Genomic DNA, 18,947 nt, shown 5'->3' with positions numbered 1-18,947 from the left:
TCACCATTGCCGTCGGCCAGAGTTCCGGCACCGCCACGGGTGCCGTGACCAACGACGTCTATCAGGGCCACGCGCCCGTCACCAACAACATCACCGCTGTCAGCGGCGGTAATTACGAGAACCTGGTGGCCAACAGCGCCACGGTCAGCACCACCGTCACCGATGTGACCGACACCACCACGGTGACCCTGACGGCGACGCCGTCCGTGGCCGAAGGCGGCACCATCATCTACACCGCTACAGTCGGAGCACCAGTGACCGGCAACCCGGTCGTGGTGACCCTGACCAATGGCCAGACCATCACCATCCCGGTCGGCCAGAGCTCCGGCACGGCCACCGGTGTGGTGAGCAACGATGTCTATCAAGGCCATGCACCGGTCACCAACAGCATCAGCAATGTGTCGGGGGGCAACTACGAAAACCTGGTCGCCGACAAGTCCCAGGTCAGCACCAGCGTCACCGATGTGCAAGACACCACCACCGTGACCCTGACCGCCACACCATCGGTGGCCGAAGGCGGCACCATCGTCTACACCGCCAGCGTGGGCGCCCCCGTCACCGGCAGCCCGGTGGTGGTGAGCCTGGCCAACGGGCAGACCATCACCATTGCCGTTGGCCAGAGCTCCGGCACCGCCACCGGTGCCGTGACCAACGACGTCTACCAGGGCCATGCCCCGGTCACCAACAACATCACCGCCGTCAGCGGCGGCAGCTACGAAAACCTGGTGGCCAACAGCGCCACGGTCAGCACCAGCGTCACCGATGTGACCGACACCACCACCGTCACCCTGACGGCCACACCGAACGTGGCCGAAGGCGGCACCATCGTCTACACCGCGACCGTGGGTGCACCGGTCACCGGCAGCCCGGTCGTGGTCACCCTGACCAATGGCCAGACCATCACCATCCCGGTCGGGCAGAGCTCCGGCACCGCCACCGGTGCCGTCAGCAACGATGTCTACCAAGGCCATGCGCCGGTCACCAACAGCATCAACAATGTGTCCGGCGGCAACTACGAGAACCTGGTGGCGGACAAGTCTCAGGTCAGCACCAGCGTCACCGATGTGACCGACACCACCACCGTTACCTTGACCGCCACACCGTCCGTGGCCGAAGGCGGCACCATCGTCTACACCGCCAGCGTGGGCGCGCCGGTCACCGGCAGCCCGGTGGTGGTCACCTTGGCCAACGGCCAGAGCATCACCATCCCGGTCGGGCAGAGTTCCGGTACGGCCACCGGCGCCGTGACCAATGACGTCTACCAGGGCCATGCACCGGTCACCAACAGCATCACCGCCGTCAGCGGCGGCAACTACGAGAGCCTGGTGGCCAGCAGTGCCCCGGTCAGCACCAGCGTCACCGATGTGACCGACACCACCACGGTGACCCTGACGGCGACGCCGTCCGTGGCCGAAGGCGGCACAATCATCTATACCGCCACCGTCGGCGCGCCAGTGACCGGCAGCCCGGTCGTGGTCACACTGACCAATGGCCAGAGCATCACCATCCCGGTTGGCCAGAGTTCCGCAACGGCCACCGGTGCGGTCACCAACGACGTGTACCAGGGCCACGCTGCTGTCACCAACAGCATCAGCAACGTGTCCGGCGGCAATTACGAGAACCTGGTCGCGGACAAGACACAGGTCAGCACCAGCGTGACGGATGTACAGGACACCACCACCGTCTCGCTGTCGGCGACGCCGAGCGTGGCCGAGGGTGGTCAGATCGTCTACACCGCGACCCTGACCAACACCGCGCAAACCGCAGTGACCGTCACCCTGAGCAATGGCCAGACCATCACCATCGGTGCCAACCAGACCTCCGGCAGCGTCACCATTGCAGCGCCAGGCGATGATCCTTACCTCGACGCCAGCCAAGTCAGTGCGCGCATCACCAACGCCAGCGGCGGCAACTTCGAGAATCTGGCGATCAACAGCACGGCGGCGGTGACCAATGTCACCGACACCATCGACACCTCGACCGTGAGCCTCACCGCCACGCCGTCGGTAGCCGAAGGCGGGACCATCGTCTACACCGCCTCGGTGACCGCTCCGGTCACCGGCAGCCCGGTCGTGGTTACCCTGACCAATGGCCAGACCATCACCATCCCGGTCGGCCAGAGTTCTGGCACGGCGACTGGCTCCGTGACCAACGACGTCTATCAGGGCCACGCGCCAGTCACCAACAGCATCAGCAACGTGTCGGGGGGCAACTACGAAAACCTGGTCGCCAACAAGACCGTGGTCAGCACCACGGTCACCGATGTCCAGGACACCACCAGCGTTACCCTCACCGCCACGCCAAGCGTGGCCGAAGGCGGCACCATCCTCTACACCGCCACAGTGGGCGCTCCGGTGACCGGCAGCCCGGTGGTGATCAACCTGGCCAACGGCCAGACCATCACCATCCCGGTCGGCCAGAGCTCTGGCACGGCCACCGGCGCGGTGACCAACGATGTCTACCAGGGCCACGCTGCCGTCAGCAACAGCATCACCAGCGTCAGCGGCGGCAATTACGAGAACCTGGTCGCCAATCAGGCACCGGTCAGCACCAGCGTGACCGACGTACAGGACACCACCACGGTGTCGCTGTCGGCGACCCAGACCGTGGCCGAGGGCGGCCAGATCGTCTATACCGCGACCCTGACCAACGCCGCGCAAACCGCGGTGACCGTGATCCTGAGCAACGGCCAGACCATCACCATTGCCGCCAACCAGACCTCCGGCAGCGTCGCCGTGGCGGCGCCCGGCGATGACCCGTACCTCGACGCTGGCCAGGTCAGTGCCCGCATCACCAACGCCTCGGGCGGCAACTTCGAGAACCTGGCGGTGAACAACACGCCAGCGGTGACCAACGTCACCGATACCGTCGACACCTCGACCGTGAGCCTGACCGCCACGCCGTCGGTGGCCGAGGGCGGCACCATCGTCTACACCGCCACGGTGACCGCTCCGGTCACTGGCAGCCCGGTCGTGGTCACCCTGGCCAACGGCCAGAGCATCACCATCCCGGTCGGTCAGAGTTCGGGCACCGCCACGGCAGCCGTCAGCAACGACGTCTATCAGGGCCATCCGGCAGTCGCCAACAGCATCAGCAACGTATCCGGCGGCAACTACGAGAACCTGGTTGCGGACAAGACCCAGGTCAGCACCAGCGTCACCGATGTGACCGACACCACCACCGTTACCCTGACCGCCACACCGTCCGTGGCCGAGGGCGGCACCATCGTCTACACCGCCAGCGTCGCCGCGCCCGTCACCGGCAGCCCGGTCGTGGTTACCCTGACCAATGGCCAGACCATCACCATCCCGGTCGGCCAGAGTTCCGGCACGGCTACCGGTGTCGTCAGCAACGACGTCTACCAGGGCCATGCACCGGTCACCAACAGCATCAGCAATGTTTCCGGCGGCAGCTACGAGAACCTGGTCGCCGACAAGTCCCAGGTCAGCACCAGCGTGACCGATGTGCAGGACACCACCACCGTCACCCTGACCGCCACGCCAAGCGTGGCCGAGGGCGGCACCATCATCTATACCGCGAGTGTGGGTGCCCCCGTCACCGGCAGCCCGGTCGTGGTCACCCTGAGCAATGGCCAGACCATCAGTATCCCGGTCGGCCAGAGCTCAGGCACAGCCACGGGCGCTGTCAGCAATGACGTCTATCAGGGCCATGCGCCGGTTACCAACAGCATCTCCAATGTCAGTGGCGGCAACTACGAGAACCTGGTCGCCGACAAGACCCAGGTCAGCACCAGCGTCACCGATGTGACCGACACCACCACCGTCACCCTGACCGCCACCCCAAGCGTGGCCGAAGGCGGCACCATCATCTACACCGCCACCGTCGGCGCGCCGGTCACCGGCAGCCCAGTGGTGGTGACCCTGACCAATGGCCAGTCCATCACCATCCCGGTCGGTCAGAGTTCGGGCACGGCCACGGCCGCCGTCAGCAACGACGTCTATCAAGGCCACGCGCCGGTCACCAACAGCATCAGCACTGTGACCGGTGGCAGCTACGAAAACCTGGTCGCCAATACCGCCACCGTCAGCACCACGGTGACCGATGTCCAGGACACCACCACCGTCACCCTCACCGCCACCCCAAGCGTGGCCGAAGGTGGCACCATCCTCTATACCGCGACTGTCGGGGCACCGGTCACCGGCAGCCCAGTCGTGGTGACCTTGGCCAATGGCCAATCCATCACCATCGCGGTCGGTCAAAGCTCCGGTACCGCCACGGGCGCGGTGAGCAATGACGTCTACCAGGGCCATGCGCCGGTCACCAACAGCATCAGCAATGTCACCGGCGGCAATTACGAGAACCTGGTGGCCGACAAGACCCAGGTCAGCACCAACGTCACCGACGTGCAGGACACCACCACGGTTTCGCTGTCGGCCACACAGACCGTGGCCGAGGGCGGCCAGATCGTCTACACCGCGACTCTGACCAGCGCCGCGCAGTCTGCAGTGACCGTGTCCCTGAGCAATGGCCAGACCATCACCATCGCCGCCAACCAGACCTCCGGCAGCGTCACCGTCGCGGCGCCAGGTGATGACCCGTACCTCGATGCCGGCCAGGTCAGTGCCCGCATCACCAATGCTTCAGGCGGCAACTTCGAGAACCTGGCGGTCAACAGCACGCCTGCGGTGACCAACGTCACCGATACCGTCGACACTTCGACCGTGAGCCTGACCGCCACGCCATCGGTGGCCGAAGGCGGCACCATCGTCTACACCGCCACGGTGACGGCGCCGGTCACCGGTTCTGCAGTGGTCGTGACCCTGGCCAACGGCCAGACCATCACCATCCCGGTCGGGCAGAGTTCCGGCACCGCGACCGCAGCGGTCTCCAACGATGTCTATCAGGGCCATCCGGCGGTCAGCAACAGCATCAGCAACGTCTCTGGCGGCAATTACGAAAACCTGGTGGCGAACAAGGCGACGGTCAGCACTACGGTGACCGATGTCCAGGACACCACCACCGTCACCCTCACCGCCACGCCAACCGTGGCCGAAGGCGGCACCATCGTCTACACCGCCACCGTGGGCGCGCCGGTCACCGGCAACCCGGTCGTGGTCACCCTGACCAATGGCCAGACCATCACCATCGCGGTCGGCCAGAGTTCCGGCACCGCTACCGGCGTGGTCAGCAACGACGTCTACCAAGGCCACGCACCGGTCACCAACGCCATCAGCAACGTCTCCGGTGGCAACTACGAAAACCTGGTCGCCGACAAGTCACAAGTCAGCACCAGCGTGACGGACGTGACCGACACCACAACAGTGACCCTGACAGCGACCCCAAGCGTGGCCGAAGGCGGCACCATCGTTTACACCGCAAGCGTGGGCGCACCCGTGACCGGCACTCCGGTCGTGGTCGCCCTGAGCAATGGCCAGAGCATCACCATCCCAGTCGGGCAAAGCTCCGGCACCGCGACTGGCGCGGTGTCCAACGACGTCTACCAGGGCCATGCGCCGGTCACCAACAGCATCAGCAACGTGTCCGGTGGCAACTACGAAAACCTGGTCGCCGACAAATCCCAGGTCAGCACCAGCGTGACGGATGTGACAGATACCACCACGGTCACCCTGACCGCCACGCCGTCGGTGGCCGAAGGCGGCACCATCGTTTACACCGCAAGCGTGGGCGCGCCCGTGACGGGTAGCCCGGTCGTGGTCACGCTGACTAATGGCCAGAGCATCACCATCCCGGTCGGCCAGAGCTCCGGCACGGCCACCGGCGCCGTGACCAACGATGTCTACCAGGGGCACGCGCCAGTCACCAACAGCATCAGCAATGTGTCCGGCGGCAATTACGAGAACCTGGTCGCCAATACCGCCACCGTCAGCACCACGGTGACTGATGTGACGGACACCACTACCGTGACGCTGACGGCGACGCCGTCCGTAGCCGAGGGCGGCACCATTATCTACACCGCTACAGTCGGTGCGCCAGTGACCGGCAACCCGGTGGTGGTGACCCTGGCCAACGGCCAGACCATCACCATCCCGGTCGGCCAGAGCTCCGGCACCGCCACGGGTGCGGTGAGCAATGACGTCTACCAGGGCCATGGCCCGGTCACCAACAGCATCAGCAACGTGACCGGCGGCAATTACGAGAACCTGGTGGCCGACAAGAGCCAGGTCAGCACCAACGTCACCGATGTGCAGGACACCACCACCGTTTCCCTGTCGGCGACCCAGACCGTCGCCGAGGGTGGCCAGATCGTCTATACCGCGACCCTGACCAATGCCGCTCAGTCGCCAGTGACCGTGACTCTGAGCAATGGCCAGACCATCACCATCGCCGCCAACCAGACCTCCGGCAGCGTCGCCGTCGCGGCGCCGGGCGATGACCCGTACCTTGACGCCAGCCAGGTCAGCGCCCGCATCACCAATGCCTCGGGCGGTAATTTCGAGAACCTGGCGGTCAATAGCACGCCAGCGGTGACCAACGTCACCGATACCGTCGACACCTCGACCGTGAGCCTGACCGCCACGCCATCGGTGGCCGAAGGCGGCACCATCGTCTACACCGCCACGGTGACGGCGCCGGTCACCGGCTCTGCCGTGGTCGTGACCCTGGCCAACGGGCAGACCATCACCATCCCGGTCGGCCAGAGCTCCGGCACGGCCACCGGTGTGGTGAGCAACGACGTCTACCAAGGCCATCCAGCGGTCAGCAACAGCATCAGCAACGTTTCGGGCGGCAACTACGAGAACCTGGTCGCCAACAAGGCGGCGGTCAGCACCACGGTGACCGATGTTCAGGACACCACCACCGTGACCCTGACCGCCACGCCATCGGTGGCCGAAGGCGGAACCATCGTCTACACCGCCACCGTGGGAGCGCCGGTGACCGGCAGTCCGGTCGTGGTCACCCTGGCCAACGGGCAAAGCATCACCATCCCGGTCGGTCAGAGTTCCGGCACGGCCACCGGGGCCGTCAGCAACGACGTCTACCAAGGCCATGCACCGGTCACCAACAACATCACCGCCGTCAGCGGCGGTAATTACGAGAACCTGGTGGCCAACAGTGCCACGGTCAGCACCACTGTGACCGATGTGACGGACACCACCACGGTGACGCTGACGGCGACGCCGTCGGTAGCCGAGGGCGGGACAATCGTCTACACCGCCACCGTGGGTGCACCGGTCACCGGCAGCCCGGTGGTGGTGACCCTGACCAATGGCCAGACCATCACCATCCCGGTGGGCCAAAGCTCCGGCACCGCCACCGGTGTCGTCAGCAACGACGTCTACCAAGGCCACGCGCCGGTCACCAACAGCATCAGCACTGTGACCGGTGGCAGCTACGAGAACCTGGTGGCCGACAAGACCCAGGTCAGCACCAGTGTCACCGATGTGACGGATACCACCACGGTCACCCTCACCGCCACGCCGTCGGTGGCCGAGGGCGGGACCATCACCTACACGGCCAGCGTGGGCGCGCCCGTGACCGGCAGCCCCGTGGTGGTCACCTTGGCCAACGGCCAGAGCATCACCATCCCGGTCGGGCAGAGTTCCGGTACGGCCACCGGCGCCGTGACCAATGACGTCTACCAGGGCCATGCACCGGTCACCAACAGCATCACCGCCGTCAGCGGCGGCAACTACGAAAACCTCGTGGCCAACAGCGCCACGGTCAGCACCACCGTTACCGATGTGACCGACACCACCACGGTGACCCTGACGGCGACGCCGTCGGTGGCCGAAGGCGGCACCATCATTTACACCGCAAGCGTGGGCGCCCCCGTGACCGGCACTCCGGTCGTGGTCACGCTGGCCAACGGCCAGAGCATCACCATCCCGGTTGGCCAAAGCTCCGCCACGGCCACCGGTGCGGTAACCAACGATGTTTATGTGGGCCATGCCGCCGTTACCAACAGCATCAGTAACGTCTCTGGCGGCAATTACGAAAACCTGGTGGCGGACAAGTCTCAGGTCAGCACCAGCGTCACCGATGTGCAGGACACCACCACGGTTTCGCTGTCGGCGACCCCGAGCGTGGCCGAGGGTGGTCAGATCGTCTACACCGCGACCCTGACCAACGCCGCGCAAACCGCAGTGACCGTGACCCTGAGCAACGGCCAGACCATCACCATCGGTGCCAACCAGACCTCCGGCAGCGTCAGTGTCGCCACCCACGGCGACAACCCGTACCTCGACGCCGGCCAGGTCAGCGCCAACATCACCAATGCCACCGGCGGCAACTTCGAGAAGCTGGCGATCAACAGCACGGCGGCCGTGACCAACGTCACCGACACCGTCGACACCTCGACCGTCAGCCTGACTGCAACACCGTCGGTGGCCGAAGGTGGCACCATCACCTACACCGCCTCGGTGACCGCACCGGTCACCGGCAGCCCGGTCGTGGTCACGCTGACCAACGGCCAGACCATCACCATCCCGGTCGGCCAGAGTTCCGGCACGGCTACCGGCGCGGTGACCAACGACGTGTACCAGGGCCATGCACCGGTCACCAACAGCATCAGCAACGTCTCCGGCGGTAACTACGAGAATCTGGTCGCTGACAAGACCCAGGTCAGCACCAACGTCACCGATGTGACCGACACCACCACGGTCACCCTGACGGCCACACCGTCCGTGGCCGAAGGTGGCACCATCGTTTACACCGCAAGCGTGGGCGCGCCCGTGACGGGTAGCCCGGTCGTGGTGACCCTGACCAATGGCCAGAGCATCACCATCCCGGTCGGCCAGAGCTCCGGCACGGCCACCGGTGCCGTAACCAACGACGTGTATCAGGGCCACGCGCCGGTCACCAACAGCATCAGCAATGTCTCCGGCGGTAACTACGAGAATCTGGTCGCTGACAAGACCCAGGTCAGCACCAGCGTCACCGATGTGACCGACACCACCACGGTCACCCTGACGGCCACACCGTCCGTGGCCGAAGGCGGCACTATTCTCTACACCGCGACGGTGGGGGCTCCGGTCACCGGCAGCCCGGTGGTGGTGACCCTGGCCAACGGCCAGTCCATCACCATTGCCGTCGGCCAGAGTTCGGGTAGCGCCACGGGTGCAGCGACCAACGATGTCTACCAGGGCCATGCGCCGGTCACCAACAGCATCAGCAATGTCACCGGCGGCAATTACGAGAACCTGGTCGCCGACAAGACCCAGGTCAGCACCAGCGTGACCGACGTACAGGACACCACCACCGTCTCCCTGTCGGCGACCCCGAGCGTGGCCGAAGGTGGTCAGATCGTCTACACCGCGACCCTGACCAACGCCGCGCAAACCGCAGTGACCGTGACCCTGAGCAATGGCCAGACCATCACCATCGCCGCCAACCAGACCTCCGGCAGCGTCGCCATTGCGGCGCCGGGCGATGACCCGTACCTCGATGCCAGCCAGGTCAGCGCGCGCATCACCAATGCTTCAGGCGGCAACTTCGAGAACCTGGCGGTGAACAGCACGCCTGCGGTGACCAACGTCACCGATACCATCGACACTTCGACCGTGAGCCTGACCGCCACGCCGTCGGTGGCCGAGGGCGGCACGATCGTCTACACCGCCACGGTGACGGCGCCGGTGACCGGCTCTGCCGTGGTCGTGACCCTGGCCAACGGCCAGAGCATCACCATCCCGGTCGGGCAGAGTTCCGGCACCGCGACCGCAGCGGTCTCCAACGATGTCTATCAGGGCCATCCCGCCGTCAGCAACAGCATCAGCAATGTGTCGGGCGGCAACTATGAAAACCTGGTGGCCAACAAGGCCGTGGTCAGCACTACCGTCACCGATGTGCAGGACACCACCACGGTGACCTTGACGGCCACACCGTCCGTGGCCGAAGGCGGGACCATCGTTTACACCGCCACCGTGGGCGCACCCGTCACCGGCAGTCCGGTCGTGGTCACCCTGGCCAACGGGCAAAGCATCACCATCCCGGTCGGTCAGAGTTCTGGCACGGCCACCGGGGCCGTCAGCAACGACGTCTACCAAGGCCACGCGCCAGTCACCAACAGCATCAGCAACGTGTCTGGTGGCAACTATGAAAACCTGGTCGCCGACAAGTCCCAGGTCAGCACCAGCGTCACCGATGTGACCGACACCACCACGGTCACCTTGACCGCCACACCGTCGGTGGCCGAAGGCGGCACCATCATTTACACCGCAAGCGTGGGCGCCCCCGTGACCGGCACTCCGGTCGTGGTCACGCTGGCCAACGGCCAGAGCATCACCATCCCGGTTGGCCAAAGCTCCGCCACGGCCACCGGTGCGGTAACCAACGATGTCTATGTGGGCCATGCCGCCGTTACCAACAGCATCAGTAACGTCTCTGGCGGCAATTACGAAAACCTGGTGGCGGACAAGTCTCAGGTCAGCACCAGCGTCACCGATGTGCAGGACACCACCACGGTTTCGCTGTCGGCGACCCCGAGCGTGGCCGAGGGTGGGCAGATCGTCTACACCGCAACCCTGACCAACGCCGCGCAAACCGCAGTGACCGTGACCCTGAGCAACGGCCAGACCATCACCATCGGTGCCAACCAGACCTCCGGCAGCGTCAGCGTCGCCACCCATGGCGACAACCCCTACCTCGATGCCGGCCAGGTCAGCGCCAGCATCGCCAATGCCACCGGCGGAAACTTCGAGAAGCTGGCGATCAACAGCACAGCGGCCGTGACCAACGTCACCGACACCGTCGACACCTCGACTGTCAGCCTGACTGCAACGCCATCGGTGGCCGAAGGCGGCACCATCACCTACACCGCCTCGGTGACCGCTCCAGTCACCGGCAGCCCGGTGGTGGTGACCTTGACCAATGGGCAGACCATCACCATTCCAGTCGGCCAGAGCTCCGGCACGGCCACCGGCGCGGTCACCAACGACGTCTACCAAGGCCACGCTGCTGTCACCAACAGCATCAGCAATGTTTCTGGCGGCAATTACGAAAACCTGGTCGCCGACAAATCCCAGGTCAGCACCAGCGTGACCGATGTACAGGACACCACCACCGTCTCGCTGTCGGCGACGCCGAGCGTGGCCGAGGGTGGTCAGATCGTCTACACCGCGACCCTGACCAACGCCGCGCAAACCGCGGTGACCGTGACCCTGAGCAACGGCCAGACCATCACCATCGGCGCCAACCAGACCTCCGGCAGCGTCACCATTGCCGCGCCAGGCGATGATCCTTACCTCGACGCCAGCCAAGTCAGTGCGCGCATCACCAACGCTACCGGCGGCAACTTCGAGAACCTGGCGATCAACAGCACGGCGGCGGTGACCAATGTCACCGACACCATCGACACTTCGACCGTCAGCCTGACTGCAACCCCATCGGTAGCCGAAGGCGGGACCATCGTCTACACCGCGTCGGTGACCGCTCCGGTCACCGGCAGCCCGGTCGTGGTCACCCTGGCCAACGGCCAGACCATCACCATCCCGGTCGGCCAAAGCTCTGGCACCGCCACGGGCGCGGTGACCAACGATGTCTATGTGGGCCACGCCGCCGTCACCAACAGCATCAGCAACGTATCTGGCGGCAACTACGAGAACCTGGTGGCCAACAAGACCGTGGTCAGCACCAGCGTCACCGATGTACAGGACACCACCACGGTCACCCTGACCGCCACACCGTCCGTAGCCGAGGGCGGCACCATCACCTACACCGCCACCGTCGGCGCCCCCGTCACCGGCAGCCCGGTGGTGGTGACCCTGACCAATGGCCAGACCATCACCATTCCAGTCGGCCAGAGCTCTGGCACGGCCACCGGCGCGGTGACCAACGATGTCTATGTGGGCCACGCTGCTGTGACCAACAGCATCAGCAATGTCTCTGGCGGCAACTACGAAAACCTTGTGGCCGACAAGACCCAGGTCAGCACCAGCGTCACCGATGTACAGGACACCACCACCGTCTCCCTGTCGGCGACCCCGAGCGTGGCCGAGGGTGGTCAGATCGTCTACACCGCGACCCTGACCAACGCCGCGCAAACCGCGGTGACCGTGACCCTGAGCAACGGCCAGACCATCACCATCGGCGCCAACCAGACCTCCGGCAGCGTCAGTGTCGCCACCCACGGCGACAACCCGTACCTCGATGCCGGCCAGGTCAGCGCCAACATCACCAATGCCTCGGGTGGCAACTTCGAGAAGCTGGCGATCAACAGCACAGCGGCCGTGACCAACGTCACCGACACCGTCGACACCTCGACTGTCAGCCTGACTGCAACGCCATCGGTGGCCGAAGGCGGCACCATCACCTATACGGCCTCGGTGACCGCTCCGGTCACTGGCAGCCCGGTGGTGGTGACCCTGACCAACGGCCAGACCATCACCATCCCGGTTGGCCAGAGCTCTGGTACCGCGACTGGCGCGGTGACCAACGATGTCTATGTAGGCCACGCCGCGGTCACCAACAGCATCAGCAACGTGTCCGGCGGCAATTATGAGAACCTGGTGGCCGACAAGACCCAGGTCAGCACCAGTGTCACCGACGTGCAGGACACCACCACCGTCTCGCTGTCAGCGACGCCGAGCGTGGCCGAAGGCGGCCAGATCGTCTACACCGCGACCCTGACCAACGCCGCGCAAACCGCAGTGACCGTGACCCTGAGCAACGGTCAGACCATCACGATCGGTGCCAACCAGACCTCCGGCAGCGTCAGTGTCGCCACCCACGGCGACAACCCGTACCTCGACGCCGGCCAGGTCAGCGCCAACATCACCAATGCCACCGGCGGCAACTTCGAGAAGCTGGCGATCAACAACACGGCGGCGGTGACCAACGTCACCGACACCGTCGACACCTCGACCGTCAGCCTGACTGCAACACCGTCAGTAGCCGAAGGTGGCACCATCACCTACACCGCGTCGGTAACCGCTCCGGTCACTGGCAGCCCGGTGGTGGTGACCTTGACCAATGGGCAGACCATCACCATTCCGGTCGGCCAGAGCTCCGGCACGGCTACCGGTGCGGTCACCAACGACGTGTACCAGGGCCATGCGCCGGTCACCAACAGCATCAGTAACGTGTCCGGCGGCAATTACGAGAATCTGGTGGCCGACAAGACCCAGGTCAGCACCAGCGTCACAGACGTGCAGGACACCACCACGGTCTCGCTTTCGGCGACCCCGAGCGTGGCCGAGGGCGGCCAGATCGTCTACACCGCGACCCTGACCAACGCCGCGCAAACCGCAGTGACCGTGACCCTGAGCAACGGCCAGACCATCACCATCGGCGCCAACCAGACCTCCGGCAGCGTCACCATTGCCGCGCCAGGCGATGACCCTTACCTCGACGCCACCCAGGTCAGCGCGCGCATCACCAACGCTACCGGCGGCAACTTCGAGAACCTGGCAATCAACAGCACGGCGGCTGTGACCAACGTCACCGATACCATCGACACCTCGACCGTGAGCCTGACCGCCACCCCATCGGTGGCCGAAGGCGGAACCATCGTCTACACCGCCTCGGTGACTGCGCCGGTCACCGGCAGCCCGGTGGTGGTCACCCTGGCCAACGGCCAGACCATCACCATCCCGGTCGGCCAGAGTTCCGGCACCGCGACTGGCGCCGTGACCAACGACGTCTACCAGGGCCATGCACCGGTCACCAACAGCATCAGCAATGTGACCGGCGGCAATTACGAGAACCTGGTGGCCAACAAGGCCGTGGTCAGCACCACGGTCACCGATGTGCAGGACACCACCACCGTCTCGCTGTCGGCGACGCCAAGCGTGGCCGAAGGTGGCCAGATCACCTACACCGCGACCCTGACCAACGCCGCGCAAACGGCCGTGACGGTGACCCTGAGCAACGGCCAGACCATCACCATCGGCGCCAACCAGACCTCCGGCAGCGTCACCATTGCCGCACCAGGCGATGATCCCTACATCGACGCCACCCAGGTCAGCGCGCGCATCACCAACGCCAGCGGCGGCAACTTCGAGAACCTGGCAATCAACAGCACCGCGGCAGTGACCAACGTCACCGACACCATCGACACCTCGACCGTGAGCCTCACCGCCACGCCGTCGGTGGCCGAGGGCGGCACCATCGTCTACACCGCGACCGTTACCGCTGCGGTCACCGGCAGCCCGGTGCTGGTGTCCCTGGCCAACGGCCAGACCATCACCATCGCCGTCGGGCAAACTTCCGGCACGGCCACCGGCACCGTCACCAATGACGTCTACCTGGGCCACGCGCCGGTCACCAACAGCATCACCGCCGTCAGCGGCGGCAACTACGAAAACCTGGTGGCCAACAAGACAGCGGTCAGCACCACCGTCACCGATGTCCAGGACACCACCACCGTCACCCTCACCGCCACCCCGAGCGTGGCCGAGGGCGGCACCATCACCTACACCGCCACCGTCGGTGCCCCCGTCACCGGCAGCGCCGTGGTGGTGACCCTGGCCAACGGCCAGACCATCACCATCCCGGTCGGCCAGAGCTCAGGCACCGCCACCGGCAGCGTCACCAACGACGTGTACCTGGGCCACGCCCCGGTCACCAACAGCATCAGCAACGTGTCCGGTGGCAGCTACGAGAACCTGGTGGCCGACAAGACCCAGGTCAGCACCAGCGTCACCGATGTGCAGGACACCAGCACGGTCACCTTGACCGCCACCCCGAGCGTGGCCGAGGGTGGCACCATCATCTACACCGCCACCGTCAGCGCGCCGGTCACCGTCACTCCGGTGGTGGTGACCCTGACCAACGGCCAGACCATCACCATCCCGGTCGGCCAGAGCTCAGGCACCGCGACTGGCGCCGTGACCAACGACGTCTACCAGGGCCATGCCCCGGTCACCAACAGCATCAGCAGCGTCTCCGGTGGCAGCTACGAGAACCTGGTGGCCAACAAGACCGTGATCAGCACCAGCGTCACCGACGTGCAGGACACCACCACCGTGACCCTGACCGCCACACCGACCGTGGCCGAGGGCGGGCAGATCGTCTACACCGCGACCCTGACCAACCCGGCGCAGACAGCCGTGACGGTAACCCTGAGCAATGGCCAGACCATCACCATCGGTGCCAACCAGTCGAGCGGCAGCGTCACCGTGGCAGCGCCAGCCGACGACGTGTACATCGACGCCACCAACGTCAGCGCGACGATCACCAGTGCAACCGGCGGCAATTTCGAAAGCCTGGTGGTGAACTCGGCGCCAGCAGTGACCGCGGTGACCGACACGCTGAACAACACCACCCTCGGCATCACCGGCTCGGCCACCGTGGCCGAGGGCAGCACCGCCACCTACACCCTGACCCTGACCAACCCGCCGCAGACGGATGTCACGGTGAAACTGAGCTACAGCGGCACCGCCACCAACGGTGTCGACTACACCGGCGTGGCCACGGTGACCATCAAGGCCAACAGCTCGACGGCCACCTTCAGCATCCCGACCATCAAGGACAACGTCACCGAAGGCACCGAGACCTTCACCATCAAGATCGACTCGGCCACCGGCGGCAACTTCGAGGGCCTGGTGGTCAGCAATACCGCGGGCAGCATCACCACCCAGCTGTTCGAACCAGCCCCGGTGCTGGACCTGGACGCCAACGATTCCAGCGGCAAGACCGGCGCCGACTTCCAGACCACCTTCATCGAGAACGGCAGCGGCAACTCGATCAGTGACCTGGACATCTCCATCACCGACTTCGACAGCCCGCAGATGGCCGGTGCCACCGTCACCCTGACCAACGCCCAGGCGGGCGATGCGCTGAACCTAGGCAGCAGCGTCAATGGCATCACCATCACCTCCAGCGTCACCGCCGGCAAGGTGGTGCTGACCCTGACCGGCAACGCCTCGCTGGCCGACTACATGCAGGCGATCAAGAACATCACCTTCGTCAACACCAGCGAAGACCCGAGCACCACGCCGCGGATCATCACGGTCACGGTCACCGACGGGGTCAACGTGTCCAACACCGCCACCACCACAGTCAACGTGGTGGCGGTCAACGACGCGCCGGTGTCCGCCGGCGGCGCCGCCACCGGGGTCGAGGACACCGCGCTGGTGCTGACCTGGAGCAACTTCAACGTCACCGACGTCGACAGCCCGACCTCGAGCCTGGGCGTCACCATCACCCAGCTGCCGACCCTTGGCACCCTGCAGTACAACAACGGCAGCGCCTGGGTGAACGTGACCGTCAACCAGACCGTGAGCCAGGCCGACATCGCCGCCGGCAAGCTCAAGTTCGTGCCGCTGGCCAACCAGTCCGGCGCCGACGGCTACGGCGGCACCGGCGTGGGCAACAAGCAGGCCGACTACGCGCAGATCAAGTTCAAGCCCACCGACGGCATCACCCCGGGCAGTGAAACGGTGCTCAAGGTCGACATCACCCCGGTCGCCGATGCGCCGACCCTGTCGATCGGCAGCAACAGCGTCAACTCGCTGGGCCTGACCAAGGAAACCTGGACCACCCTCACCGGCCTGGGCACCAACGGCAACGGCATCACCGGCGATGCCTTGAAGACGGTGTTCGCCAACTCCGGCAACGCCACCACGTCGGCCACCATCACCAACGTGCAGTCCGACTCCACCGTGGCGGCGCAGAGCGGCTCGAAGACCTCCGGCCTGGTGTACCTGGAGGCCGGCAAGACCTACACCTTCAGCGGCATCGCCGACGACAGCCTGCTGGTCAACATTGGCGGCAAGAACGTGGTCACCGCCACCTGGGGCACTGGCGCAGGCCTGGTTTCAGGGACCTACACGCCGACCACCAGCGGCTACTACACCCTGGAGATCTACCACGCCAACCAGTCCGGCCCGGGCAGCTACGACGTCAACATCTCGGTCAACGGCGGCCTGGCGGGCGACTTCAACAGCACCACCATCCCGATGTACCAGAACGTCACGGCGCTCACCAACGCCGGGGTCACCGTGTCCGACCTGCACGGCACCAGCAACCAGGGCTACTACAACGGCTACAAGCTCAACGAAGGGCCGGAGAACGGCAGCGTCAAGCTGGTGGGCATCGGCAGCGGCCTGACCGACACCGACGGCTCCGAGACCCTGAGCGTGAAGCTCGGCGGCATCCCGGCAGGGTCGGTGATCAGCGACAATGCCGGGCACAGCGCCACGGTCGGCAGTACGGCGGTGGATGTCAGCGGCTGGACCTTGAGCAGCCTGACCATCAAGCCACCGGCTTACTACAGCGGCCAGTTCGACGTGAAGGTGACCTCGACCTCCACCGAGTCGGTCGGCGGCAGCTTCGCCACCACCGAGGGTACCCTCAAGGTCACGGTGTACCCGGACACCTACACCACCAGCCAGCTGACCACCGCCAACGACACCTCGACCGGCACCTATGGCGACGACATCATCATTGCCGACACCGCCGGCCTGCACATGGCCGCAGGCACCAACTACAACCTCGCCTTCATCGTCGACACCTCGGGCAGCATGAGCACCACCGGCATCGATGCCACCAAGGCGGCGCTGGCCACCACCTTCCAGACCCTGCTGGCCGATGCCAAGGCCACCGGCGTGGGTACGGTGAACGTGCTGCTGGTGGACTTCGCCAGCCAGGTCAAGAGCACGGTCGCGGTCACCCTCAACGACGCGGGCCTCAAGACCCTGCTCAATGCCCTGAGCGGCATGAGCGCGGAGGGCGGCACCAACTACGAGGATGCCTTCAAGACCACCGCCAACTGGTTCCAGAACCTGAAGAACGCCGGCGTCACCGGCACCAACCAGACCTACTTCCTCACCGACGGCCAGCCGACCTACTACCAGACCGGCGAGCAGACCAACCCGACCCTGGCCAACAGCACGGTCAAGCTCGACACGCTGCTCAGCAACATCAACTACAAGATGGGCGACACCCTGACCAACTACCAGCTCGACACCAGCAACCGGGTGTCGATCGACAGCGCCGGCAAGCTCACCGCCGAAACCCGCACCTATGACCTGCCGAGCCTGAGCTACAAGTGGAACGCCGTGACCACGGGCAACATCCGCGCCGAGGGCAATGGTGGCTACGAGCTCTCGACCCGGGCCGGTACCGGCAGCACCACCACCGATGCCACCTTGAGCAACGCCACCTCCAGTTTCGCGCTGCTCGCGGCACTTTCCGCGGTCGAAGCCGTCGGCGTCGGCAGCGGCATCGCCGCCACCGACCTGAAACCGTTCGACAGCGACGGCGTACCCCAGGTCAACATCGACCCGAGCAAGATCCCCGATGCGATCCTCGGCCACACCGACGCGACCGTTGCCGGCGCCGACAAGATCGATGGCGGCGATGGCCACGACATCATCTTCGGCGACCTGGTGAGTTTCGATTCGATACCCGGCAGCGGCATCGAGGCCGTGCAAGCCTTCGTCGCGGACAAGCTCGGGGTGGACGCCAGCGCCGTGGATGCGAAGGTCATGCACCAATACATCACCGAGCATTACACCGAGTTCGACCTGTCGCGCGCCAACGACGGTGCCGACAACTTGATGGGTGGGGCCGGCAACGACGTCATCTTCGGCCAGGGCGGCAATGACTACATCGATGGCGGCAAGGGCAACGACATCCTCCTCGGCGGTACCGGCAACGACACCCTGCTGGGCGGTGAAGGCAACGACATGCTGTTCGGTGGGGCGGGCAACGACACCCTGATCGGCGGCAAGGGCAACGACATCCTCACCGGCGGCAGCGGTGCCGACAGCTTCGTGTGGAAGATGGGCGACACCGGCCAGGACGTGATCAAGGACTTCAAGCCCAGCGAAGGTGACCGCATCGACCTCACCGACCTGCTGCAGGGCGAGCGCGGTTCGACCATCGACAACTACCTGAAGATCACCACGGTGGGCGGCGAATCGACCCTGCAGATCAGTACCGAAGGCAAGCTCAACGCGGCTGGCGGGCTGGCCAACGCCGACGTCAGCATCAAGCTGGAGGGCGTGAACTGGTCGAACACCACGATCAACTCGTTGATCAGCGGCGCCGACCCGACCATCAAGATCGACAACAACAACAGCTGA

General features: G+C 65.5%; 1 protein-coding gene (cut by a window edge). It reads left to right on the top strand.

The features are described 5' to 3' along the window. On the top strand, positions 1-18,947 hold the 3' portion of the coding sequence (locus ACIP21_RS27910; protein WP_400694718.1) for an immunoglobulin-like domain-containing protein. It extends 11,749 nt beyond the left edge of the window; the window shows 18,947 of its 30,696 coding nt (coding positions 11,750-30,696); its start codon lies beyond the left edge, outside the window; the stop codon is at positions 18,945-18,947.

The organism is Pseudomonas sp. NPDC089401 (assembly GCF_044749485.1).
Taxonomy (GTDB): domain Bacteria; phylum Pseudomonadota; class Gammaproteobacteria; order Pseudomonadales; family Pseudomonadaceae; genus Aquipseudomonas.
Note: the sequence above shows the minus strand (reverse complement) of the source record. Positions and strands in the feature narration are given on the sequence as shown.